At 60.0% G+C, this 22,103-nt stretch carries 19 protein-coding genes; 9 read left to right on the top strand and 10 right to left on the bottom strand.

Annotation, left to right across the window (positions count from 1 at the left end; all coding sequences use genetic code 11):
• Positions 1-52: 52 nt before the first annotated feature.
• Positions 53-1,246 carry a DUF3142 domain-containing protein gene (locus PMI18_RS23590; protein ID WP_007896576.1) on the top strand — a complete coding sequence of 398 codons (1,194 nt, stop codon included), beginning with the start codon at positions 53-55 and terminating at the stop codon, positions 1,244-1,246.
• Positions 1,233-3,368 (top strand): hypothetical protein, encoded by a 2,136-nt coding sequence (locus tag PMI18_RS23595; RefSeq protein WP_007896575.1) that lies wholly within the window; start codon positions 1,233-1,235, stop codon positions 3,366-3,368. Before PMI18_RS23590 ends, PMI18_RS23595 begins: the two co-directional genes overlap by 14 nt.
• Here PMI18_RS23595 and PMI18_RS23600 read toward each other — a convergent pair whose 3' ends face one another.
• Positions 3,369-3,998: a LysE family translocator gene (locus PMI18_RS23600; RefSeq protein WP_007896574.1), complete on the bottom strand. Its 630-nt coding sequence runs from the start codon at positions 3,996-3,998 to the stop codon at positions 3,369-3,371.
• Between the two features lie 145 nt (positions 3,999-4,143).
• Here PMI18_RS23600 and PMI18_RS23605 point away from each other — a divergent pair, with 145 nt between their 5' ends.
• Entirely contained in the window at positions 4,144-4,617 is a 474-nt protein-coding gene (locus tag PMI18_RS23605; RefSeq protein ID WP_007896573.1) for an Lrp/AsnC family transcriptional regulator, read from the top strand.
• Between the two features lie 116 nt (positions 4,618-4,733).
• Here the strand turns inward: PMI18_RS23605 and lpdA are convergent, their stop codons facing one another.
• Positions 4,734-6,134 (bottom strand): dihydrolipoyl dehydrogenase, encoded by a 1,401-nt coding sequence (gene lpdA, locus PMI18_RS23610; protein WP_007896572.1) that lies wholly within the window; start codon positions 6,132-6,134, stop codon positions 4,734-4,736.
• 208 nt (positions 6,135-6,342) lie between these two features.
• On the opposite strand from lpdA, the gene hflK (PMI18_RS23615) reads away from it, so the two are divergent.
• The 5 genes from hflK (PMI18_RS23615) (at position 6,343) to cfaB (ending at position 13,705) form a co-directional block, all read left to right on the top strand.
• A complete protein-coding gene (hflK, locus tag PMI18_RS23615; protein ID WP_033035950.1) occupies positions 6,343-8,307 on the top strand; it encodes a protease modulator HflK in 1,965 nt (654 codons plus the stop codon).
• Entirely contained in the window at positions 8,304-9,353 is a 1,050-nt protein-coding gene (hflC, locus tag PMI18_RS23620) for a protease modulator HflC (protein WP_081499819.1), read from the top strand. The genes hflK (PMI18_RS23615) and hflC overlap by 4 nt, the downstream gene beginning before the upstream one ends.
• Positions 9,350-10,411, top strand: a complete 1,062-nt coding sequence (gene hflK / locus PMI18_RS23625; RefSeq protein WP_007896568.1) for a protease modulator HflK — start codon at positions 9,350-9,352, stop codon at positions 10,409-10,411. Before hflC ends, hflK (PMI18_RS23625) begins: the two co-directional genes overlap by 4 nt.
• Positions 10,408-12,318, top strand: a complete 1,911-nt coding sequence (locus tag PMI18_RS23630) for a cation-translocating P-type ATPase (protein WP_007896567.1) — start codon at positions 10,408-10,410, stop codon at positions 12,316-12,318. Before hflK (PMI18_RS23625) ends, PMI18_RS23630 begins: the two co-directional genes overlap by 4 nt.
• Positions 12,319-12,517: 199 nt before the next feature.
• Positions 12,518-13,705 carry a C17 cyclopropane fatty acid synthase CfaB gene (gene cfaB / locus PMI18_RS23635; protein WP_007896566.1) on the top strand — a complete coding sequence of 396 codons (1,188 nt, stop codon included), beginning with the start codon at positions 12,518-12,520 and terminating at the stop codon, positions 13,703-13,705.
• Here cfaB and cls read toward each other — a convergent pair.
• On the bottom strand, positions 13,702-15,141 hold the full coding sequence (cls, locus tag PMI18_RS23640; protein WP_007896565.1) for a cardiolipin synthase: 1,440 nt from the start codon (positions 15,139-15,141) through the stop codon (positions 13,702-13,704). The genes cfaB and cls overlap by 4 nt on opposite strands.
• A 131-nt stretch (positions 15,142-15,272) precedes the next feature.
• Here cls and PMI18_RS23645 point away from each other — a divergent pair, with 131 nt between their 5' ends.
• On the top strand, positions 15,273-15,794 hold the full coding sequence (locus PMI18_RS23645; RefSeq protein WP_007896564.1) for a DUF3617 domain-containing protein: 522 nt from the start codon (positions 15,273-15,275) through the stop codon (positions 15,792-15,794).
• A 106-nt stretch (positions 15,795-15,900) separates the two neighbouring features.
• Here the strand turns inward: PMI18_RS23645 and PMI18_RS23650 are convergent, their stop codons facing one another.
• Genes PMI18_RS23650 through folE2 form a run of 7 tightly spaced genes read right to left on the bottom strand, consistent with a single transcriptional unit; the run spans position 15,901 to position 22,049 of the window.
• Entirely contained in the window at positions 15,901-16,803 is a 903-nt protein-coding gene (locus PMI18_RS23650) for a His/Gly/Thr/Pro-type tRNA ligase C-terminal domain-containing protein (RefSeq protein ID WP_007896563.1), read from the bottom strand.
• Between the two features lie 34 nt (positions 16,804-16,837).
• Positions 16,838-18,175, bottom strand: coding sequence for a dihydroorotase (locus tag PMI18_RS23655; protein WP_007896562.1), 1,338 nt, complete (start codon positions 18,173-18,175; stop codon positions 16,838-16,840).
• Positions 18,176-18,177: 2 nt separating this feature from the next.
• Entirely contained in the window at positions 18,178-18,738 is a 561-nt protein-coding gene (locus PMI18_RS23660; RefSeq protein ID WP_007896561.1) for a gamma carbonic anhydrase family protein, read from the bottom strand.
• Entirely contained in the window at positions 18,735-19,610 is an 876-nt protein-coding gene (locus tag PMI18_RS23665) for a metal ABC transporter substrate-binding protein (RefSeq protein WP_007896560.1), read from the bottom strand. Before PMI18_RS23665 ends, PMI18_RS23660 begins: the two co-directional genes overlap by 4 nt.
• 11 nt (positions 19,611-19,621) lie before the next feature.
• Positions 19,622-20,488 carry a metal ABC transporter permease gene (locus tag PMI18_RS23670; protein ID WP_007896554.1) on the bottom strand — a complete coding sequence of 289 codons (867 nt, stop codon included), beginning with the start codon at positions 20,486-20,488 and terminating at the stop codon, positions 19,622-19,624.
• Positions 20,488-21,156, bottom strand: a complete 669-nt coding sequence (locus PMI18_RS23675) for a metal ABC transporter ATP-binding protein (RefSeq protein ID WP_007896553.1) — start codon at positions 21,154-21,156, stop codon at positions 20,488-20,490. The genes PMI18_RS23670 and PMI18_RS23675 overlap by 1 nt, the downstream gene beginning before the upstream one ends.
• Positions 21,153-22,049 (bottom strand): GTP cyclohydrolase FolE2, encoded by an 897-nt coding sequence (gene folE2, locus PMI18_RS23680; RefSeq protein ID WP_007896552.1) that lies wholly within the window; start codon positions 22,047-22,049, stop codon positions 21,153-21,155. Before folE2 ends, PMI18_RS23675 begins: the two co-directional genes overlap by 4 nt.
• Positions 22,050-22,103: the final 54 nt, after the last annotated feature.

Raw genomic sequence — 22,103 nt, 5'->3', positions numbered from 1 at the left:
GCGACAAAGGGCCTTGAGCGGCCCTTTTTGTATTTCAGGGATAAGGTTTTTCATGGCTTTTTTCACACGCTTGATCGTTTTGCTGGCAGCGGTGTTGCTCAACGGTTGCGAGCAACAGGACGCGCCGCCGCTCGATCAGCAACTCTATGTCTGGCAACGGCAATGGACGCCGGCCCATGACGCCGCGCTGCGCGACAGCCGTGCCGATTTCTCGACCTTGCGTGTACTGGCCTTGCAGGCGTTTCCGCAGGCCGGCTGGAGCCGGGCGCGGATCGATCCGGCGCTGCTCAAGCGTGATGGTCGACCGCTGATAGCGGTTATTCGTCTGGACGGCCAGCTCAAGGGGCTGGATCAGGACGAGGTCACGGCGCGCATCCAGCAGGTGCTCAGCGATTGGCAAGGGCAGGGGGTGATCCTCTCCGGCGTGGAAATCGACCACGATGCGGGTAACGTTCGGCTACCGGCCTATCGCGAATTCCTCACGCATTTGCGCGCCGTTCTGCCCGCTTCCTTGCCACTGAGCATCACCGCGTTGCCGGCCTGGCTCGACAGCCCCGAATTGCCGGTGCTGCTGGCGACCGTCGATAGCAGCGTCTTGCAGGTGCACGCGGTGAGCGATCCACGGCGTGGGCTGTTCGAGCCGGATCAGGCTAGACAATGGGCCAAGGCCTGGAGCCGTATCACCTCGAAACCATTTTATCTGGCGCTGCCGGCTTATGGCGTGGCGTTGTTGCCAGGGGCCAGTGGCGCGCCGGTCGTGGAAAGCGAAGTGCCCATCGAGCGGGGCGGCAAACGCCGGGAGTTACTGGCGGATCCGCTGCAACTGAGCAAACTCGGCACCGAGTTGCGCGCCGATCCACCGGCTCATTTGGCCGGACTGATCTGGTTTCGCCTGCCGCTGGCCAATGATCGCAGGGCCTGGAGCCTGACGACGCTAATCGCTGTGGCGCGTGGCGATATGCTCGACAGCCGCGTGGGGCTGAAGCTCTCGGCGCAGGACGGCCTCTACGACATCAGCGTCAGCAACCAAGGCAACCTCGACAGCGCCTGGCCCGAACGCCTGACACTGGCGGTGCAGGGCTGCGATGGCGCCGATGCATTGGCCGGTTATGCATTGCAACAGCGCCCGGATCTGCTTACCTTCACCCGCCTGCGCGAGGGTCGAATCCCGGCCGGCGGGCAGCGCGCCATCGGTTGGGCACGCTGCGCAACTATTGATCAAGGAGGTTCGAATGTTCACCCGTAACTGGCCCCGCCATGTGCTTTGCCTGAGCCTCAGCCTGCCGTTGGGTTCGGCGCTTGCCTGCGGGCCAGACTTCCCCATGCGCCTGTTGGACAACCGTGGCCAGTCGCTGGCGGAACTGCCTGAAGGCAACTTCAACGTTGAGATCAACCGCCTCGGGCATGCCATCGCGGGACTGAAAAATGTCACCGCTGCCACCAACATTCCGGGGGACGGTTACGGCGATGCGCCGGATTACGCGGGTCAGCGCAACACCGCCGAACAGGCCGGTCTGACGCCTGAGCAGCAAGCGCTGGTGCAACAGCTGCGCAATCTGACCGATGCCCGTCAGGTTGAAGAGCAAGGCGCGAGCCTGCCGGCCGAACACATGTTCTATCTGGCGGGCGCGGTGGCGTTCAACGCGGGTGACCATGGTTTGGCCGCTGAATATTTTCAGAAAGTGCTGGCGCTGCCGGCGGATCAACGCGCGTTGCGCAGTACCTGGGCGGCTTACTCGTTGGGGCGGACACTGTTTGCCATGAGTTCAGAGGCAGGCGCGGGGCCCGACCTGTTGGCTCAATCTCGAAAGGCCTTCGAGCAGACTCGTCAATTGAGCATCGACGGCTTCAGCGACCCGTTGGAGTTGGGGGTCGCCAGCCTCGGCGAAGAAGCGCGAGTGGCCCGCACCGCTGGTGATTGGGACAGCGCCATCGAACTTTATGCGACGCAGAACCTCCACGGTTCGGCGGTGGGCTACACCTCGCTGAAGCTGTTGATGGCCGATCTGATGACAATGCCCGACGATCAACTGGCCGTGTTGCTCAAGAGCAAAGCGGTGCAGCAACTGGTGACGGCGTCGTTGATCAGTCGACTGGGCTGGTCATTCGGTGATCAACCACCGAACGAACAGAAATTGATCAAGCTGCTGCAAAACAGCACTCGCGGTAGCTTGGATAATGCGGATCGCTTGGCGGCAATGAATTATCAACAGGGCGATTACACCAGTGCCAAAGCTTTCCTCGAACACGCCGGTGACGGCGGCCTAGCGTGGTGGCTGCGGGCGAAACTGGCGTTGCGTGATGGCGACAAAATCGCTGCCGCGGCGGCCTATGCCAAGGCAGCTCAGGCCTTCCCGCAGAACGAGTCTTGGGGTGAACGACGGACCCCGGACTGGGATTACGAAACGGTGCAGCCCAAGTGCCGGGTTGACGGCGAAAGCGCGATTCTGGCCCTGCAACGCGGGGATTATCTGCAAGCCTTTGATCAGCTCTATCGCAGCCAGAACATTTACTGGTACGACGCGGCCACCGTTGCCGAGCGGGTGCTGACCCTTGATGAACTCAAGCAGTACGTCGACACTCAAGTGCCCGCACCGCCGCCGCTCAGTCAGCAGGATCGCGATAATTATGTGCCGTTGCCGGTGGCTGCGAACCTGCGCAATTTGCTCGGGCGGCGCTTGTTGCGTGAAGGGCGTTATGACGAAGCATCAGGGTATTTCGATAATGCTGTCTTGCAGGCCAAAGCCAAGTGGTATGGGGAGCTGCGCAACGACGCCGAATCAAAGTGGTGGCCGACCAAACGGGCATTTGCTTACTACCATGCCGCGACACTGGCCCGCTACGATGGGATGGAGTTGTTGGGCTATGAGATGTCCCCGGATTACGCGACTTTCGGCGGCAATTACAGCCTCGAGAGCAGCGAGCTCAAGGTTGGTCCTCTAGTGGCTGAAGGTGAAGTCGAACGCCAGCAATCCAGCGTCGCCAAGCCCGATCAGCGCTACCACTATCGTTATGTCGCCACAGCTTTAGCCCGTCGGGCGGCTGACAACTTGCCCCACACTAGCCACGCATTTGCAGCGGTGCTATGTGAGGCGGCGGGTTGGAACACTAGTCCGGAAGAAGCAAGCGCCTTCTATCAACGCTATGTAAAAGAAGGCCCGTACGTGGATTGGGCGGTGAACTTCGGCCACCATTGTCCTTATCCAGACTTCCAGAATGCGGACAAACGTTACGTAAGCCAGGCATTGAGTCCGGTCCGCTCGGTATTGCGACCTTATAAAAAATGGCTGCAAATGGGCGGTGTGGTGGTGTTTACAGCGGTAGCTCTGGTGCTGATCAATCGACGCCAGCGCAAGGTGCGGCAGTAATCACCCCTGCTGCACAAAGGTCAGCCGCACCGCGAAGCCGATCAGCAGGCTGCCGAACAACCACTGCTGTACCCGTTGGGCCGATGGACTGCGTTGCAGCCAGCGGCCCAGAGCGGCGCCGGCCAGCGCGTAGGCGCTGTCGAACAACAACCCCACACCGACCAGCATTACGCCCAGCGTCGCAAATTGCGCGAGCACCGGCCCGGCGTGCGGCTCAATGAACTGCGGCAACAGCACCGAGCAGAACAGCAGCGCCTTGGGGTTGAGCAGGTTGGTCAGCAAACCGCGTTGGATCGCCTCGCGCCAATGCGATTTTTCAGTCGTGGAACCTGCACTGTTCAAGCTCGGCAGCATCGTGGTGCGCAGGCACTGAATGCCGATCCACAGCAGGTACGCAGCCCCGATCAGGCGTACCACGTCGAAGGTCCAGGGTGCCGTCTTGAACAGCGCCGCCAAACCCAACGCCGCCAAGGCCACGTGACAACCACGCGCTATGCCCAGCCCCAACGCCGTGGCCAGCGCCGCGCCTTTGCCATGACGCGCGCCGGTCTGCAACAGCAGAATCATGTCCGGGCCGGGCAACAAGTACACCACCGCCAGAGCCATGAAAAACAGCCAGAGTCCTGCCATGTTGCACCCCATTCGTTGTCGATTTGGTGAGGTCAGTCTATGGCTGAAGAGCAGGGCAGGTGGTTGCGTAGTCAGCTTCTAAAGCTTCCATATTTGGCATAACCTGCCATTTTGTGATGATCGAACCATCGGGATCTGCCAAACCATGAAACTGGACGCCTACGACCGCAAGATTCTCGCGGCGCTGCAACGGGACGGTCGCCTGAGCAACGTGCAATTGGCTGACGAAATCGGTTTGTCTGCCTCGCCTTGTTTGCGTCGGGTACGGATGCTGGAAGAGGCGGGCGTGATTCGCGGCTATCAGGCCAATCTGGATCGAGATGAAGTGGGCCTTGGGCTGACGGTGTTTGTCGGGGTCAAAGTCGAACGGCACAACGATGAACAGGCCGAAGCGTTTCGCCTGGCCGTGACGGCATTGCCCGAGGTGATTTCGGCGTTTCTGGTGTCAGGGGAATCGGATTTTCTGCTGCAAGTGGTGGTGCCGGATTTACGCGCCTATGACCGTTTTCTCACCGGGCGACTGCTGAAATTGCCGGGTGTGAGCGACATTCGCAGCAACTTTGCGATTCACACGGTGAAGACCCCGGGGGCGTTGCCGTTGGGGCATTTACCGCTTTAGATCGCGTCGACTGCATCGCGAGCAGGCTCGCACATTGGTTTTGTGAACGCCACAGATCAAATGTGGGAGCGAGCCTGCTCGCGATGGCGGTAGTTAGTCTCCATCAACCTCCAGGCTTACATCTGCGTCGCCATCCCCTCCACATCCATTGCCGCCTGACGCAATGCCTCGGAGCGGGTCGGGTGTGGGTGACAAGTCAGGGCGATGTCTTCGGCCGAGGCGCTGAACTCCATGGCCACGCAATATTCGCCAATCATTTCACTGACGCTCGGGCCCACAAGGTGTACGCCGAGGACTTCGTCGGTGCGCTCATCGGCCAGTACTTTGGCGAAGCCTTCGGTTTCGTGGTTGATCTTCGCCCGGCTGTTGGCGGTGAAGGGGAATTTTCCGACCTTATAGGCGCGACCTTCGGCTTTCAGCTGTTCTTCGGTCTTGCCGACGCTGGCCAGCTCCGGTTTGGTGTAGATCACGTTGGGGATCAGGTCGTAATTGACCTCGCCAGCCTTGCCGACGATTTGCTCGATGCAGGCCATGGCTTCGTCTTCGGCCTTGTGGGCGAGCATCGGCCCAGACGTGACATCACCGATCACCCAGACGCCAGGGGCTTCGGTGCGATGGCCCTTGTTGGCGAGCTGGCCGCGTTTGTCCGTGGCGAGCCCGACATTCTCCAATCCCAGGCCTTGGGTGTATGGCCGACGACCAATAGCCACCAGCACGTAGTCGGCTTCAAGCAACTCGGCGGTACCACCTGCTGCCGGTTCGACGCTGAGCTGAACACCGCTCGCCGAGGGGGTGGCGCGGGTAACTTTCGAACTCAACTTGAAATTGATGCCTTGCTTGCTCAATGAACGCTGAAGGGTCTTGCCTGCCTCGCCATCCACGCCGGGGCAGATCCGGTCGAGAAACTCGACCACCGTCACTTGGGCGCCCAGGCGCCGCCATACCGAGCCCAACTCCAGACCGATCACCCCGGCGCCGATCACCACCAAGTGCTTTGGCACTTCGGCCAGCGACAGTGCGCCGGTGGAGTCGAGAATGCGTTTGTTATCGATGTCCACGCCGGGCAGGGGAGTGGGTTCGGAACCGGTGGCGATAATGATGTCCTTGGCGCTCAGCTCGGTCTTGGTTCCCTGGCTGTCGGTCACCGTGACTTTGCCCGGCCCGTCGATGTGGCCCCAGCCCTTGATCCAGTCGACTTTGTTTTTGCGAAACAGAAACTCGATGCCTTTGGTCAGCCCGGTAACGCTTTCATCTTTCTGTTTCATCATTTGAGCAAGGTTGAGGACAGGTTTGACCTCAATCCCCAGGTTGGCAAATTCCGTTCCTATGGCCGCGTCGTAGAGTTCGGAGGCATGCAGCAGCGCCTTGGACGGCATGCAGCCGACATTCAGGCACGTCCCGCCAAGAGTGGCGCGGCCTTCCACGCAGGCTGCTTTCAGACCCAGCTGGCCGGCGCGGATCGCTGCGTTATAACCGCCGGGGCCTGCGCCCAGAATCACGACGTCATAGGTGCTCATGGTGGTACTCCTGTTGAAAGAGGGCGGGATCGATAAACGTAGTCTCGGATAAAAATTACGAACGTAATATGTGCGTTTCGAGCCATTTCGGTCAAGGCTTCAGCTTGGCGACAGGTCCGGCGCTTTTAGATAGAGCGATTTACGACGAATATTTCACCACTTTCGTTATATCGTAACGAACTGTGATGTGAGCGATGGTTGGGGTGGTATGCAAGTCGATCTCGATGGCGATGGGGCACAAATAGCAGGGCTGCCGCGCTTCCAGCAGGCGGTCGTTCAAGGACGTCGATTGCGGCAATTCGCGATCGGTTTGGCGGTCTTGGCTGGCGCAGGGTTGGTACTGGCGTTTTTTGTCGGGCTATTTGCACCGCAGTCGCTCTGGCCGGTGTTGTTGGTCAATCAGAGCGCCGGTTTGCTGGTGCTGGTCGCCGGCCTGCAATCGGCCTGGTGGGTAACGCAGTGGCGCGCACGGGCGATGAATCCAGCATTGTCGGTGCCGGTGGTTGTCGCTGAGGAAGTCGTTGCCGCTGAAGGCTGGTACGAGCGGTTGCTGGACCGAATCAGCCAACGTTGGTTGCGCTTTCTGGGGCAGATCGGTGCGCCGACGCTATGGTTGGCTGGTTGGGCGTTATTGACGTTGTACAGCATCGAGCAAGTCTGGAATCTGACCTTGCCGCTCGCCGCGCTGGGGTTGTCGGCCAGTGTCGGCGCCACGCTGTCGTTGCTGCTGGCTTTCGGTTTGCTGGTGCTGGAGCGGCAACTGGCGCAGGAAAATGTCGCCCAGTGGCCCGAAGCAGGACCGTTGGCGCAGCTGACGCGGGTCGCGATTATTTGCCTGGTGCTCAGCGCCCTGTGTTTGTTGTTCGGCAGCGAAACATCGGTCTGGCCAGTGCGTCTAGCGGTGCTGATCGGCTTGCTGCCGGGGCTGGTCGCCATCGAGTTGCTGCTGCGGGCCGTGTTGTCGCTGTTCAGTCCCCGTCGTGAACAGCTGGAACCGGCCTTGCTGGCGCGAAGCTTCGTCGCCGACATGCTGCGTTGGCCGCCGCAACCTTTGCTCGCATTGCAGCACGAGTTGCACAACCGCTTCGGTATCGACCTGCGGCAAATTTGGGCCTTCACCTACATGCGCCGGGCGTTTTTGCCGGTGCTGGCAGTGGTAGCTATCGTCGGTTGGTCGCTCACCGGCATTCACGAAATTCCCCTGCAAGGGCGCGGTATCTACGAGCGTTTCGGCAAACCGGTTCAGGTATTCGGTCCCGGTTTGCACGCCGGTTTGCCGTGGCCGTTGGGCCGCGTGCTGAGCGTCGAGAACGGCGTGGTTCACGAGTTGGCCACCAGCGTGGGCGAAATGTCGGCACCGCTCGAGGCCGAACCAGCCGAAGGCCCGGCACCGGCGATTGCCAATCGATTGTGGGACGCCAGCCATGTGAACGATAAATCCCAGGTCATCGCCAGCAGCCGCGCTGACAAACAGAGCTTCCAGATCGTCAACATGGACGTGCGCTTCGTCTATCGCATCGGCCTGAGCGATCAGGCGGCCCTGGCAGCAACGTACAACAGCGCCGATGTGCCAACGTTGATCCGCAGCACCGCCAGCCGGATTCTGGTTCACGATTTCGCCTCACGAACCCTCGATGGTTTGCTCGGCGAGGACAGGGTAGGGCTGGCCGAAGAGATCGGCCGTGCCGTGCAGGCTGACCTGCAAAAACTCGATAGCGGTGTGGAAATTCTCGCCACGGTGGTCGAGGCCATCCACCCGCCAGCGGGGGCAGCCAATGCTTATCACGGCGTGCAAGCGGCGCAGATTGCTGCTCAGGCGCTGATCTCCCGCGAGCGCGGTGCCGCGGCGGAGGCGACCAATCAGGCACAACTGCAAGCCAGCATCGCTCACGATCAAGCCACGGCCAGTGCTCATGAAATCAACTCGACTGCTCAGGCCGCCGACCTGAAATTTGCCGCCGAGCAAAAGGCTTATTCCAGCGCCGGCCAGGCCTTCGTGCTGGAGCAATACCTCAGTCAACTGACCCAAGGTTTGGCCAATGCCAGGCTGCTGATTCTCGATCATCGTCTGGGCGGCAACAGCAATGCGCCGACCATCGACCTACGTACCTTCACGCTGCCGGCTGACCCTGCGCCGCCGCGTAATACCGTTCAGCCAGGAGCCGTCCATTGAGCCAGCCGACGTCTACACACAATCGCGATCACGATGACCACGCTGGTCACGATCATGGCCATGGCGGGCATCACCACGGCCATCACCATCATCACCACGGTGATCCACACGAAGCTGGCCCTTTCCCGTGGCGGCGAATGGGATGGGCGGCGCTGCTGGTGGCGTTTGCCATTGCGGCGGCGAGCCTGGTGCAAGTGCGTTCGGGAGAGGCCACGGTCATCACTCGCTTCGGCAATCCATCGCGGGTGTTGCTGGAACCCGGTCTTGGCTGGCGCTGGCCGGCACCGTTCGAGGCGGCGATCCCGGTGGATCTGCGGCTGCGTACCACCTCCAGCGGTTTGCAGGATGTGGGCACGCGCGATGGCCTGCGCATCATCGTGCAAGCCTACGTGGCCTGGCAGGTGCAGGGTGATCCGGACAACGTGCAACGCTTTATGCGCGCTGTACAGAACCAGCCGGACGAAGCCGCGCGGCAGATCCGTACCTTTGTCGGCTCGGCGCTGGAAACCACCGCCAGCAGTTTCGATCTGGCCAACCTGGTGAACACCGACGCCAACCAGGTGCACATCGCCGATTTCGAAGCGCAGCTGCGTCAGCAGATCGACCAACAGTTGCTCACCACCTATGGCGTGCGAGTGCTGCAAGTGGGTATCGAACGTCTGACGTTGCCGTCGGTGACGCTCACCGCGACGGTCGATCGCATGCGCGCCGAGCGTGAAACCATCGCCACTGAACGCACGGCCATCGGCAAGCGGGAAGCTGCACAAATTCGCTCTGCGGCCGAGCGTGATGCGCGAATTGTGCAAGCCGATGCGACGGTGAAAGCCGCGGACATCGAAGCCCAATCCCGCGTCGAAGCTGCGCAGATTTACGGCCGTGCCTACGCCGGTTCGCCGCAGCTCTACAATTTGCTGCGCTCTCTCGACACCTTGGGCACTATCGTCATGCCGGGTACCAAACTGATTTTGCGTACCGATGCGGCGCCGTTCCGCGTATTGGTTGACGGGCCGCCGACGCTCGATAACAAGTCCGGGTTGCAGCCATGAATTTAAAAGTTCCACGTGGAACACATGAGTTACGCAGCCCGTGGATTCAGGCCGGGCGCTTGGCTTTTCTGGCGCTGTACGCCGTGACCGTGCTGGCTGCGTTGGCGTGGGCATTTTCCAATGTGCGGCAAATCGACCCGCAAAACCGTGCCGTGGTGCTGCACTTCGGCGCACTGGATCGCATTCAAAATGCCGGTTTGCTGTTGGCATGGCCGCGCCCGTTCGAGCAGGTCATCTTGTTGCCGGCAGCGGATCGGGTGATCGAACGTCGGGTGGAAAGTCTGCTGCGCTCGGATGCCGCATTGCAGGCCGATCGAGTCGCGAGTTTCGCCACGCCGATCAGCGATGCGCTTGCCGGCTCTGGTTATTTGTTGACCGGTGATGCGGGCGTCGTGCAACTGGATGTGCGAGTGTTCTACAAAGTCATCGAGCCCTATGCCTTCGTCCTTCAGGGTGAACATGTGCTGCCAGCGCTGGATCGGCTGGTGACGCGCAGTGCCGTGGCGCTCACCGCCGCGCGCGACCTGGACACCATTCTGGTGGCTCGACCGGAACTGATCGGCGCCGACAATCAGGCCGCCGAACGTCGCGAACGTCTACGCGGTGATCTGGTACGGGGCATAAATCAACGCTTGGCCGAACTGACGGCGACCGGGCAGGGGTTGGGCATTGAAGTGGCACGGGTCGATGTGCAATCGAGTCTGCCCGGGCCGGCGGTGAACGCGTTCAACGCGGTGTTAACTGCCAGCCAGCAGGCCGACAAAGCCGTGGCCAACGCGCGCACTGAAGCCGAAAAGTTGACTCAGTCCGCCAACGAACAAGCTGACCGCACGCTGCAAGTGGCTCACGCCCAAGCCAGCGAGCGCCTGGCAAAAGCCTCCGCCGACACCGCCACGGTACTGAGTTTGGCCAAGGCGCAACAGCAGGGCACCGACCCGCAAATGCTGCTGCGTATTTACCGTGAACGGATGCCGAAGATTCTCGGGCAGGCTGGCTCGGTGACCACGGTTGATCCGAAAGACGATTCCCGCCTGATCATTCAGGGAGCTGCGCAATGACTGCCCAAACCGCCGCCGCGCCGAGCATGTTGTCCTCGGCTGAACAACGTAGCGCCGCGCGCCAGTTGACCCTGGCCATGCTTGCACTTGGGTTGCTTGCGCTGGGGCTGATCTGGCGCTGGTTGTCGCCGGAGCAGACCGGTGTCAGCCAATTACTATTGGGTTTTGCTTCCTTGCTGGTGGCCGTGCCGGTCATGCGTTCGGCGTGGTACAGCCTGCGTTATCCGAGCCTGCACGGGATCACCGATCAACTGATCGCCCTGGCCATGCTCGGCGCCTGGGCCACGGGCGATCTGCTGACCGCTGCGCTATTGCCGATCATCATGATCTTCGGCCACGTGCTGGAAGAGCGCAGCGTAATTGGCTCCCAGGAAGCGATTCATGCTCTGGGCAAACTGACCCGCAGCCATGCACGCAAGATTCAGGCTGACGGTTCAGTCGTTGAAGTCGACAACGGCACCCTCAAGGCCGGTGATCTCGTAGAGGTGCGTGCCGGTGATCGAGTGCCGGCGGATGGCCGGGTGTTGTCCGGTCAGGCAAGCCTCGACACCGCCTCGATCACCGGTGAGTCGGTGCCAATAGAAGCCGGCGTGGGCATGCCGGTGTTCGGCGGGGCGATCAACCTCGATGGCCTGCTGCGCATTGAAGTGACCCGTACCGGTAACGAATCGACCTTGGGTAAAGTCATTGCGCTGATGCAAAGTGCCGAACGTTCCAAGCCTCCAATCACCCGTTTGCTCGAACGCTATGCCGGCAGCTACATGGTGCTGGTGTTGCTGCTGGCCGCCGTGACCTGGTTTGTGACCAACGATGCGCAAGCGATGCTCGCGGTGTTGGTCGCGGCTTGCCCTTGCGCGCTGGTATTGTCGGCACCAGCCACGGCCATTGCCGGGGTGGCGGTGGCGGCTCGGCACGGGATTCTGATTCGCAGCTCGGCGTTCCTCGAAGAGTTGGCTGACCTGACGTCCTTGGTGGTCGACAAGACCGGAACCCTGACGTTCGGCACCTTGCGCCTGCAATCCATCGACAGTCCACTGGAGGATCGCAGTCACGTACTGAAGCTCGCCGCCAGCCTCGGTTCCGCCAGCAGTCACCCGGTCAGCCGCGCCTTGGCCGGATTGGTCACTCAGGAACACTTTCTGCTGCTCTCTGACATTCATGAGCGTCAGGGGCTGGGTGTCGTGGCGATGACCGAACAGGGGGAAGCGGCCCTCGGTCGTCCGGAGCTGTTCGCGCAATTGGGCATCGCCACATCAGCGGTGCCTGAACACGACGGCCCGATTGCCGGGCTGGCACTCAACGGTGAATTTCTCGCCTGGCTGTTGCTCGCTGACAGTGTCAAACCCGAGGCGCGGTTTGCCCTGAGCGAATTGCGTGAATTGGGTTTGGGTCGTCAGTTGTTGCTCACCGGGGATCGGCAGAGCGTTGCGCACACGCTGGCCCGGGATGTGGGCATCAGTGATGTCGAAGCTCAGGCCTTGCCCGAGGACAAACTCAATCGTGTGCTGAATGAAATCGGCAGCGGTTTCCGGCCAATGGTGGTGGGAGACGGTATCAACGATTCCCTGGCGCTCAAGGCCGGTGTGGTCGGTGTGGCCATGGGCGCAGGCGGTGCGGACATCGCGTTGGCTTCGGCCGATATCGTACTGATCGGCAGCGACCTGCGCCGGCTCGGAACCTGTGTGCGCTTGAGTCGCCAATGTCGGCAGACCTTGCAGGTCAACGTGATTATCGGGTTGGGCTGGACCTTGGCCATCGTTGCGTTCGCCGCATTCGGCTGGCTCGGCGCGGCAGGGGCGATGATTGCCGCGTTGTTGCACAACTTGAGCACGTTATTAGTGCTCGGTAATGCCGGGCGTTTGCTACGCTTTCAGGAACCCCTACTCAAGCTTAAGGATGAGGTGTGAGCGTCTACAACTTTTCAGAACTGTGTGCCGGATTTGTAGTCATCTAGGGTAAGGCGGTCATTTTCAACGATCGCCCGTTGGATGGTTTCAGTGTTGCAGGCAACACCGGGAATAGAAAAAGGCTATTAATTCGATAGCCTGCTATTTTTCAAGGATGGTCTACCCTCAGATTTGACGTCTGAAACAAGGGGGACTTTTCATGCTCGCGCAACTTCCACCGGCCTTACAGAATCTGCAATTACCGCTTCGCTTACGACTCTGGGACGGCCATGAGTTCAATCTGGGGCCGACGCCCAGCGTCACCATTGTGGTCAAGGACCCCCACATGGTTACCCAGTTCACCCATCCCAGCCTCGACGCGTTGGGGGCGGCGTTTGTCGAAGGCAAGCTAGAGCTGGAAGGCTCCATCAGCGACGTGATTCGTGTCTGCGATGAATGGAGTCAGGCGCTGATCAACGAGGACGAAGATGAGCAACCGGTGCGCTCGGTTCACGACAAGGAAACCGATGCCAAAGCCATCTCCTACCATTACGACCTTTCCAACGCGTTTTATCAATTGTGGCTCGACAGTGACATGGCGTATTCCTGCGCCTATTTCGAAACCGGCAGTGAAACCCTCGAACAAGCTCAACAAGCCAAGTTTCGTCACCTGTGCCGCAAGCTACGGTTGCAACCAGGCGAGTATCTGCTGGATGTCGGTTGCGGCTGGGGCGGGTTGGCGCGGTATGCCGCTCGTGAGTTCGGCGCGAAGGTGTTCGGGATCACGCTCAGTAAGGAGCAGTTGGCGCTGGCCCGTGAACGGGTGAAAGCCGAAGGCCTGGAGGATCAGATTGAATTGCAACTGCTCGACTACCGCGATTTGCCTCAGGACGGGCGCTTCGACAAGGTGGTCAGCGTCGGCATGTTCGAACACGTTGGCCATGCGAACCTGGCCGAGTACTGCAAAACCTTGTTCGGCGCGGTGAAAGAGGGTGGCCTGGTGATGAACCACGGGATCACCGCCAAGCACACCGATGGTCGTCCGGTTGGGCGCGGCGCCGGTGAGTTCATTGAGAAGTACGTGTTCCCCAACGGCGAGCTGCCGCATCTGTCGATGATCTCCGCCGAGATCAGCGAAGCGGGGCTGGAAATCGTTGATGTCGAGAGCCTGCGCCTGCATTACGCGCGAACCCTGGACCACTGGAGCGAACGCCTGGAAGACAATCTGGAAGCCGCCGGCAAACTGGTGCCAGAACAGGCTTTACGGATCTGGCGGTTGTACCTGGCAGGGTGCGCCTATGCCTTTGCCAGAGGCTGGATCAATCTGCATCAAATTCTCGCGGTGAAAACCCATCCCGATGGCAGCCATGAACTGCCCTGGACCCGCGACGACATTTACAACCCTTAGAGAATCGGTGAAATAAGCCGGGCGATCCGCATGCCGACCTGTTGCAGGCGGTGGGTTTCCCGGCTTTCTTCTTTGGCGATTTCGTGAGCCTGGGCGAAGTCATCGTTGAGCATCTGTTCCACTTCGGCAGCAAACGCACTGTCGACCGTCAGCAACATCACTTCGAAATTCAGCCGGAACGAACGGTTGTCCATGTTGGCGCTGCCAATGGCGCTGATTTCGCTGTCGATCAGCACCACTTTCTGATGCATGAACCCCGGCTTGTAACGGAACACGCGTACCCCGGCACGTACTGCTTCGAAGGCATAAAGGCTGGAAGCGGCGTAGACGATCCGGTGATCCGCTCGTGACGGCAACAAAATCCGTACATCCACACCACGCAATATTGCCAGTCGTAACGCGGCGAACACCGCTTCGTCGGGGATGAAGTAAGGGGTGGTGATCCACACCCGTTCTGTCGCCGCATGGATGGCTTCGACGAAGAATAGCGAACAGGTTTCGTAGGAATCCGCCGGGCCGCTGGCCAGCAATTGGCAGAGCACGCCGTTGTCTGGATAAACCTCTGGCAGGATCAGCGGCGGTAGCGAACGGGCCGCCCAGAACCAGTCTTCGGCAAAGGATTCCTGCATGCAGGCCACCACCGGCCCGCGCACTTGCACGTGGGTGTCGCGCCAGGGTGCCAGGGGTGGTTTCTCGCCCATGTATTCGTCGCCGACGTTGAGCCCGCCGACAAAACCGACAATCCCGTCGACCACGACGATCTTGCGGTGGTTACGGAAATTGACCTGAAAGCGGTTGAGCCAGCCGCTGCGGGTCGCGAAGGCCTTGACCTCGATACCGGCATCGCGCAATGGCTGCACGTAACTGTGGGGCAGGGAGTGGCTACCGATGCGGTCGTAGAGCAAGTAAATCGCCACGCCTTCGGCAGCTTTCTTGGTCAGCAAGGTGTGCAGGCGTTGGCCGAGACGGTCATCGTGGATTATGAAGAACTGGATCAGCACCGCTTGCCGCGCGTTGCTGATGGCGTCGAAAATCGCATCGAAGGTGGCTTGGCCATCGATCAGCAAACGCACTTCGTTATTTGCCAGGCACGGCATGCGTCCCAGTTTCGGCATGGCCCTCAAAGACGCGTAGGCGCTGGAGGCACGAGCAGCCAGTGCCTCTTCTACCCAGGGGCGCCAGTTCAGCTCGGAGATGGCCTTGCGCATTTCCTCGTTGGCTTGCCGCCGGGCCTTGATATAGCCGTCGAAGGTGCTGCGGCCGAAAACCAGATAAGGGATAAGCGTGAGGTAGGGAATGAACAGCAGTGACAGAGCCCAGGCGATCGAGCCCTGAGCGGTCCGAACGGTCAATACGGCATGGATGGCGGCAATCGAACCCAGCGTGTGCAGGATTGCGATCAGATAACCGAAAACATGCGGTCCAAAGTAATCCATGGGGCAGCCTTGCTCCTGAAGATTCAATGCTTAACAGACCATGTTCCGGGCAGAATGTCGCTATTTAATTGGCCCATGAACCGAAGCCCGTGGCTGACGTCTAACGGCCACTAATGATCAGGAGTTACTCGATGAACGTTCGTCTGCTGGGTTTGGCCATTGCGTTTGGTTTGACAGTTCCTGTGGCTGCTCAGGCGCAGATGTTGCAGCCGGGCTTGTGGGAAATGACTTCAAGCAACATGAAGGTCGATGACCAGAACCTGCCCGATCTGCAATTGATCCTCGGCCAGATACAGAGTCAGATGACCCCTGAACAGCGCGCGCAGCTGGAGAAGCAGGGCATCACCATGGGCGGTAAAGGGATTCGGGCTTGCCTGACGCCTGAGCAGGTGAAGACCGACAACATTCCACTGACGGACCCACAATCGGGCTGCAAGCAGCAAATCACCGAACGCACCGGCAACCAGTGGAAATTCCGTTTCAGCTGCCCGAAAGCGCAAGGTGCGGGTGTCGCCACATTCCTCAGCGATCGTGAGTTCACCACCAAGGTCAATGGCACTTTCAACGCCACCGGCATTCAGCAGAAGGGTAGCCTCGATACTCGCGCTGTGTGGTTGGGCCAAGATTGCGGGACCGTTAAACCACGGGCCTAAAAGCTTCGCGGGCAAGCCTCGCTCCTACAGGACATCAATGTCGTTTCGTGATCCTGCGAACGCCACAAATCCTGTAGGAGCGAGGCTTGCCCGCGAAAGCATCCGCTCAGGCACCTCCAGCCTTGGGCGGATTCAACAATTCACACACCGCCTCAATCCCTTTCTCCCCGAAGTCCTCTCCGCTGCCGCTACGCATACTGACAAACCCGCCTTCCTTTTCCTTCTCTCCCACTACCAACAGATACGGCACTTTCTGGCTGTGCTGGCGAATCTTGTGGCTGATTTTCTCGTTACGCAGGTCCGAGTTGGCCCGAAGTTCGCGGCGGCGCAGTGCCTGGGTTACTGAGTGCGCATAAGCGGTCTGACGTTCATCGATGTTCACGACCATCACCTGCGGCGGCGCTCGCCAGGTGTTCAGCTCCTGTTGGCTGGACCAGCACGTGCCGTAGATCCGTTGCTGCATCGTGCCGCTGATATGGTCCAGGGTGAATGCTTGCAACACCTTGGTGGTGGGAACATGCGGGCCTGCCGCGAAACTTTCAAAATCACCCAAGCGATACAGCGATAACCGTTCGGTTGACGTCGCCTGGGGAGCTGGTTCCCGGCGGATCGAATGGTTGGTCGCCGCCAGTGCACGCATGCGCGCTTCAATCAGAGGCAGCTCGGCCAGAGTTAAAGAGCGCTGGAAAGCAAACTCATAAAAGAAACCATCACCCAGCGACGATCCGGCTCGCAACTGTGCATTCGGATGGAGCTGTTTGACGGCCATGGCCAGCATCAGCGCGCAGGAACGGCGAAGGATCTCCAGGCCATCGGGTTCCTGGGGCGTGACGATACTGACCCGGGCATCGCCCTCGATCAGGAACCCACAGTCCACCAACACGCCGTCGACGCGACCGGCTACCGCCGCGTTGGCCAACCCGAGACTGATACTTGCGGCAACTTCATACACAGTCAGCGGCTGATCGTACTCACGCAATGAACCATCGGGCAGGGTGATGTGGATCATGATCGGTGTTCTCGAATGTTTTCGATAACGCGCGCTAGCGCATAAACCGTAGGGGTAAACCCTGGCAGCTGTCATTAAGACGTTGGTCGTGCCAGGCAATTTGCCCCGACACCACCGTGGTTCTGACGCTGTGGCGAAAACGATGGTGGATGAAGGGCGTCCAGCCACATTGCGAGAGGATCGGTTGCCGGGAAACGGCAAGGCCATCGGGCTCGGGTTTGATCAATACCAAGTCGGCCCAGTAGCCTTCGCGCAGGTAGCCGCGGTCGGGGATGGCAAACAAATCGGCGACCCGGTGACTGGTCTTGGTCACGAGGGTGGTGATCGGCAATATCTCATCGGCCACCAGCTCCAGCAACGCGGGCAGGGCGTGTTGCACCAACGGCAAACCGGACGGCGCCTGGCTGTAGGGCCGCTGCTTTTCGGCCCAGGTATGAGGCGCGTGATCACTGCCGATCACATCCAGTCGATTGCTCAACAATGCTTTGCGCAAGGCATCGCGGTCGGTCTGAGTCTTGATCGCCGGGTTGCACTTGATCAGGTTGCCAAGGCTCGGGTAGTCGCGATCATCGAACAGCAAGTGATGCAGACAGACTTCGGCGGTGATGCGTTTCTGTGCCAGCGGCTGGTCTTCGAACAGCGCCAGTTCGCGGGCCGTGCTCAAGTGTAAAACGTGAAGTCGGGTGCCGTGTTGCCTGGCCAGATCAACGGCCATTGAGGAGGAACGAAAGCACGCTTCGGCGTTGCGGATCAGCGGGTGAGCGGCGGGCGGAAGTTGCTCGCCGAACAGTTCTCGCAGGTTTGCGGCATTGGCTTGGATGCTGGGTGTGTGTTCGCAGTGAGCCAACAAAATGGTCGGCACCTCGGCGAAGAGCCGCTCGAGAATCCGGGGATCGTCCACCAGCATGTTGCCGGTGGAGGCGCCCATGAACACTTTGACTCCGGCCACCTCGCAAGGATTGAGCGCGGCGACGGTATCGAGATTGTCGTTGCTCCCGCCGAAATGAAAACCGTAATTGGCCACTGAACTCGTCGCCGCTCGACGCTTCTTGTCGGCCAGCGCAGCGAGGGTCAGGGTGGCGGGGGAAGTATTGGGCATGTCCATGAAGCTGGTGATGCCGCCGGCAACTGCCGCCCTGGATTCGGTATGGAAGCTGCCCTTGTCCGGTGCTCCGGGATCGCGGAAATGCACCTGGTCATCGATCATGCCCGGCAGCAGCCATTGGCCGTTGGCGTCGATTTCCACGACGGCCGTTTCACCTTCTATGCTGCTGGCGATCTTGACGATGCGACCGTGGCTTATCAGCAAATCACCGTCGAATTCACGACCCTCATTCACTAGCCGGGCGTTGCGAATCAACACGCTGCTCATGGTCAGAACTCGTTTTGCAGGGCTTTGTAGCCCCGCACCAAATCAACGTTGGTGCGCGCCACGTCTTCGGAAAACTCCGAGGCGCTAACGCTCACCGGTGGGAACTGCGACAGGTCAGTGTTGGGGCCGATGCGCGTGGTGGAGGGCACATAGAAGTCTTCAGGCAAGTCACGACCATCGACCACCGAGTTGTGCCGCACCACGCAACCGTCGCCCACCGCGCAGTTGAACAGCACGCTGTTGAACCCGATGAATACGCGATTACCGACGGTGCAGGGGCCATGCACGATGGAGCGGTGGGCGATAGAGCTGAACTCGCCAATGATCACCGCGGCACCGGACTTGGAGTGGATCACTACTCCGTCCTGAATGTTCGAATTGGCGCCGATGGTGATCGCTTCCATCTCGCCCGAGTCGTCCACTTCGTCGGCGCGAATCACGGCATAGGGACCGACGAACACATTCTCGCCGATCACCACTTTGCCGCAGATGATGGCGGTTTTATCCACGTACGCCGACTCGGCAATCAACGGAAGATCACCCGAAGGATTCTTGCGGATCATGGTTTGCTCAACGCCTCATACAAGGTGTTGAGGTTGTATTCGAACAACCCGGCGAACGTGCTGGCCGGGCCGGTCGCCGCGAGGGCATCGGAGTACAGCGTCCCGCCGATATGCGCGCCGCTTTCATCGGCGATTTGTTTGAGCAGGCGTGCGTCCTTGATGTTTTCCATGAACACAGCTTTGACCTTGGCCTGACGGATCTGCGTGATCAGCGCAGCGACTTCGGCGGCCGACGGTTCACGTTCGGTGGACAGACCTTGTGGTGCCATGAAGTCGATGCCGTACGCCTGACCGAGATAGCCGAAGGCGTCATGGGAAGTCACGATTTTGCGATTACCCGGCGGCAGCGAACCGAGCTTGGCTTTGGCCTCGGCGAGCAAGGCGTAGATCTTTTTCAGGTAGGCCTGGCTGTTGTGTTCGTAGTCGGCTTTATTGGCAGGGTCGGCGGCGATCAGCGCTTTGGTGATGTTGCTGATGTACAACTCGGTGTTAGCCAGGTTGTGCCAGGCGTGTGGGTCGGGAATGGTTTCGCCGTCTTCATCCAGCGAGCGTGGAATGACACCGTGGCTGGCGCTGATGACCGCCGCTTTGGTCTCGGTGCTGGTCACCAGACGGTCCAGCCATGGCTCGAAACCTAGCCCGTTCTTGATGATCAATCTGGCCTTGAGCAATGCCTTGGCATCGTCCGGAGTCGGCTCGTAGGTATGGGCATCGGCGTCCGGCCCGACCATGTTGTTGATCTGGATATGGTCGCCGCCGACCTGATGGGTCATGTCGGCGAGGATGCTGAAGCTGGTGACTACCTGGAGTTTTTCCGCGGCAGACAGCGACATCGACAGCATCAAACTGAACAGCACGAGTAAAGCGCGCATCGGGTAACACCTCATTGGGATGTGAGCAAAGGCGGGCGGCGCAGCAAACCGTGCACCGGACCGAACACCACGGACAGCAGATACAAAGCGCCAGCCACCAGCACGATCGCCGGGCCGCTGGGTAGTGAGTAGTAAAACGACAGCAACAAGCCGAGCCAGACCGAGAGGCAGCCGAGCAGCGCGGCGATGACCATCAGTACCGGCAAGCGACGACTCCAGAAGCGAGAAGCCGCGGCTGGCAACATCATCAAACCGACCACCATCAGGGCGCCGATGGCCTGGAAACCGATCACCAGGTTCAGCACCACCAGGGTCAGAAATACCCCATGAGCCAGAGGCCCGAGACGGCTGACGGTTTGCAGAAAGAGCGGGTCGAGGGTGTCCAGCAACAGGGGTTTGTAGATGAGGGCCATGGCGATCAGGCTGAAGCCCGAGACCCAAATCATGCCGGTCAAAGTCGGCCCGTCGACCGCGAGCGCCGAGCCAAACAATAGGTGCAACAGGTCCAGTCGCTTACCGGCAATGCCGAGGATCAGCACGCCGCTGGCCAGCGATATCGGGTAGATCGCGGCCAGGCTCGCGTCTTCCCGCAGGCCGGTGCGGCGGGTGATCCAGGCGGCCAGTCCGGCCATGCTCAGGCCAGCGCCGAGGCCACCGATGGTCAACGCGGGCAGACTCAACCCGGCGAACCAGAAGCCCAATGCGGCACCGGGCAAGATGCCATGAGCCACCGCGTCGCCGATCAGGCTCATGCGCCGTAGAATCAAAAACACCCCAAGCGGAGCGGTGCTGCACGCCAGAACGAGACCACCGAGCAACGCCCGGCGCATGAATACGAATTCGTGGAACGGTTGCCAAAGCTGAGCGGCCGCGATCATCAAGCCACCTGCGTCTGAGGTTGTTGGTGAATCAGATCGGTACTGGGGCCGAGGACGCAGCCGCTGCTTTTGATCAATAGGGCTTGGGGAATGTGTTGGCGCACGGCGGCCAAGTCATGACACACCACGACCAGGGTTCGGCGTTCAGCATGCCAGGCGTGGATGTGTCTCCAGAGCAGCGCCTGGCCGAGTTCGTCGAGCGCGGCGTGGGGTTCGTCGAGCAACAACAAGGGGGCTTCGGCGAGACTCAAGCGGGCGAGCAGGGCACGTTGCAATTCACCCCCGGAGAGGGCCATCAATGGGCGATGTTCCAGGCCGGTCAGACACCAGTCTTCCAGCGCCGACTTGAGGCGCTGGCTGCGAACTTTCGGAGCTTGCTTGCTGCCCCAGAAACCTGCAGCTACCAACTCTTGCAGACTGATGGGGAACTGTCGATCCAGATGTTGTTGCTGAGGCAGAAACGAAAGGCCGCCTTTGCGTGGAACATCAATGATGACTTTTCCAGCCAGTGGCTTTTGCAGACCGGCGATGATTTTCAGCAGGCTGCTTTTACCCGAACCGTTGGCACCGATGACAGCGGTCAGACTCCCTTTGGGTAACTGGCAATCCATCGACGGAGTGAGCGGTTGACCGGGGGCGCCCCAGCGCAAGGCTTGGCATTGGATCATGCGGCCTCCCAATTCCAGCGACTTTCAGCGACAGCATCGTGGGCATGAAGACTTTCGGCGTGAACGACTCGTACGTGAAAGGCGTTGATGCCCGGGGAGCGTTTGAGGGCCAGATTCAAGCGTCGGGCAGCGTCTTCGCAGAACATCAGGTTCTGGCCGTTGGCGAGGGCGAAAGCTTGTTCGTCGGCGCGTTTCACGGCGGTTTGCACTGCGGTGCCGAGGGCTGCTTCCGCATCGTTGATCGCGGCGATCAGCGGCAGGTCATCCAGATAGTCGTCCAGACGAAGCTGCAATTGCGCATTGCTGCGTTGGCTATGCGGCGTAGCGACAATGCCTTTCGTGGAACCGAGCCAAGCCAGAACGTCAGCGTGTAGCAGCGACTTGTTGGCAAAGTCATCAACGAATTGTTGCTGAATCAACTGCCGCGAAAGTGCAGCTGAGCACGGGCAGGTTGAGGAATAAGGCACATCGATTTTTAGTTCCACGTGGAACATCGCGTTTTTCAAATTGGCTTCGATGCTCACCGGATAAGTTTTCCAGCCGGCCAGTGGACTGACGAGCGCAGGTCTTTTGAGCAATAGTTCGGTGTGAATTTTTAGGTAAGCGTTGTGGGAAAGCCCTTCATGGGTTTCGAGAAAATTCTGCAAGACTCGCCGCAATAACGCCGGCGAAAGGTTTTCCTGCTCAAGCATTTCCAACGCCAGATACAGCCGCGACATATGGATGCCACGCGCCTCTCCATCGTCGAGACTAACGCCAGCGTCGGCCTTTGCGCTCAGTCGCTGGCCATCGAATAAAACAGGAAGAGCAATGCCGCACATGCCCACCCAATCAAGTGGCAGGGCTTGGCGTGAGGCCTGCGCAGCGATATCCGGCAGAGTCAGCGCATTCATGAGCAGGTCCATCGTGGGAGTTGATTTGGCATGTTATATTATAACAATCAAATC

It is taken from the genome of Pseudomonas sp. GM102, assembly GCF_000282555.1.
In the GTDB taxonomy this organism is placed as follows: Bacteria; Pseudomonadota; Gammaproteobacteria; order Pseudomonadales; family Pseudomonadaceae; genus Aquipseudomonas.
Note: the sequence above shows the minus strand (reverse complement) of the source record. Positions and strands in the feature narration are given on the sequence as shown.

Coding starts and splice junctions, on each gene's coding strand:
- PMI18_RS23645 (WP_007896564.1), top strand. CDS start 15,273: ATGAACGTTCGTCTGCTGGGTTTGGCCATTGCGTTTGGTTTGACAGTT.
- PMI18_RS23660 (WP_007896561.1), bottom strand. CDS start 18,738: ATGATCCGCAAGAATCCTTCGGGTGATCTTCCGTTGATTGCCGAGTCG.
- hflK (WP_033035950.1), top strand. CDS start 6,343: ATGCAAGTCGATCTCGATGGCGATGGGGCACAAATAGCAGGGCTGCCG.
- PMI18_RS23670 (WP_007896554.1), bottom strand. CDS start 20,488: ATGATCGCGGCCGCTCAGCTTTGGCAACCGTTCCACGAATTCGTATTC.
- PMI18_RS23630 (WP_007896567.1), top strand. CDS start 10,408: ATGACTGCCCAAACCGCCGCCGCGCCGAGCATGTTGTCCTCGGCTGAA.
- PMI18_RS23605 (WP_007896573.1), top strand. CDS start 4,144: ATGAAACTGGACGCCTACGACCGCAAGATTCTCGCGGCGCTGCAACGG.
- PMI18_RS23665 (WP_007896560.1), bottom strand. CDS start 19,610: ATGCGCGCTTTACTCGTGCTGTTCAGTTTGATGCTGTCGATGTCGCTG.
- PMI18_RS23590 (WP_007896576.1), top strand. CDS start 53: ATGGCTTTTTTCACACGCTTGATCGTTTTGCTGGCAGCGGTGTTGCTC.
- cls (WP_007896565.1), bottom strand. CDS start 15,141: ATGGATTACTTTGGACCGCATGTTTTCGGTTATCTGATCGCAATCCTG.
- PMI18_RS23600 (WP_007896574.1), bottom strand. CDS start 3,998: ATGGCAGGACTCTGGCTGTTTTTCATGGCTCTGGCGGTGGTGTACTTG.
- PMI18_RS23595 (WP_007896575.1), top strand. CDS start 1,233: ATGTTCACCCGTAACTGGCCCCGCCATGTGCTTTGCCTGAGCCTCAGC.
- folE2 (WP_007896552.1), bottom strand. CDS start 22,049: ATGAATGCGCTGACTCTGCCGGATATCGCTGCGCAGGCCTCACGCCAA.
- cfaB (WP_007896566.1), top strand. CDS start 12,518: ATGCTCGCGCAACTTCCACCGGCCTTACAGAATCTGCAATTACCGCTT.
- PMI18_RS23655 (WP_007896562.1), bottom strand. CDS start 18,175: ATGAGCAGCGTGTTGATTCGCAACGCCCGGCTAGTGAATGAGGGTCGT.
- hflK (WP_007896568.1), top strand. CDS start 9,350: ATGAATTTAAAAGTTCCACGTGGAACACATGAGTTACGCAGCCCGTGG.
- lpdA (WP_007896572.1), bottom strand. CDS start 6,134: ATGAGCACCTATGACGTCGTGATTCTGGGCGCAGGCCCCGGCGGTTAT.
- PMI18_RS23650 (WP_007896563.1), bottom strand. CDS start 16,803: ATGATCCACATCACCCTGCCCGATGGTTCATTGCGTGAGTACGATCAG.
- PMI18_RS23675 (WP_007896553.1), bottom strand. CDS start 21,156: ATGATCCAATGCCAAGCCTTGCGCTGGGGCGCCCCCGGTCAACCGCTC.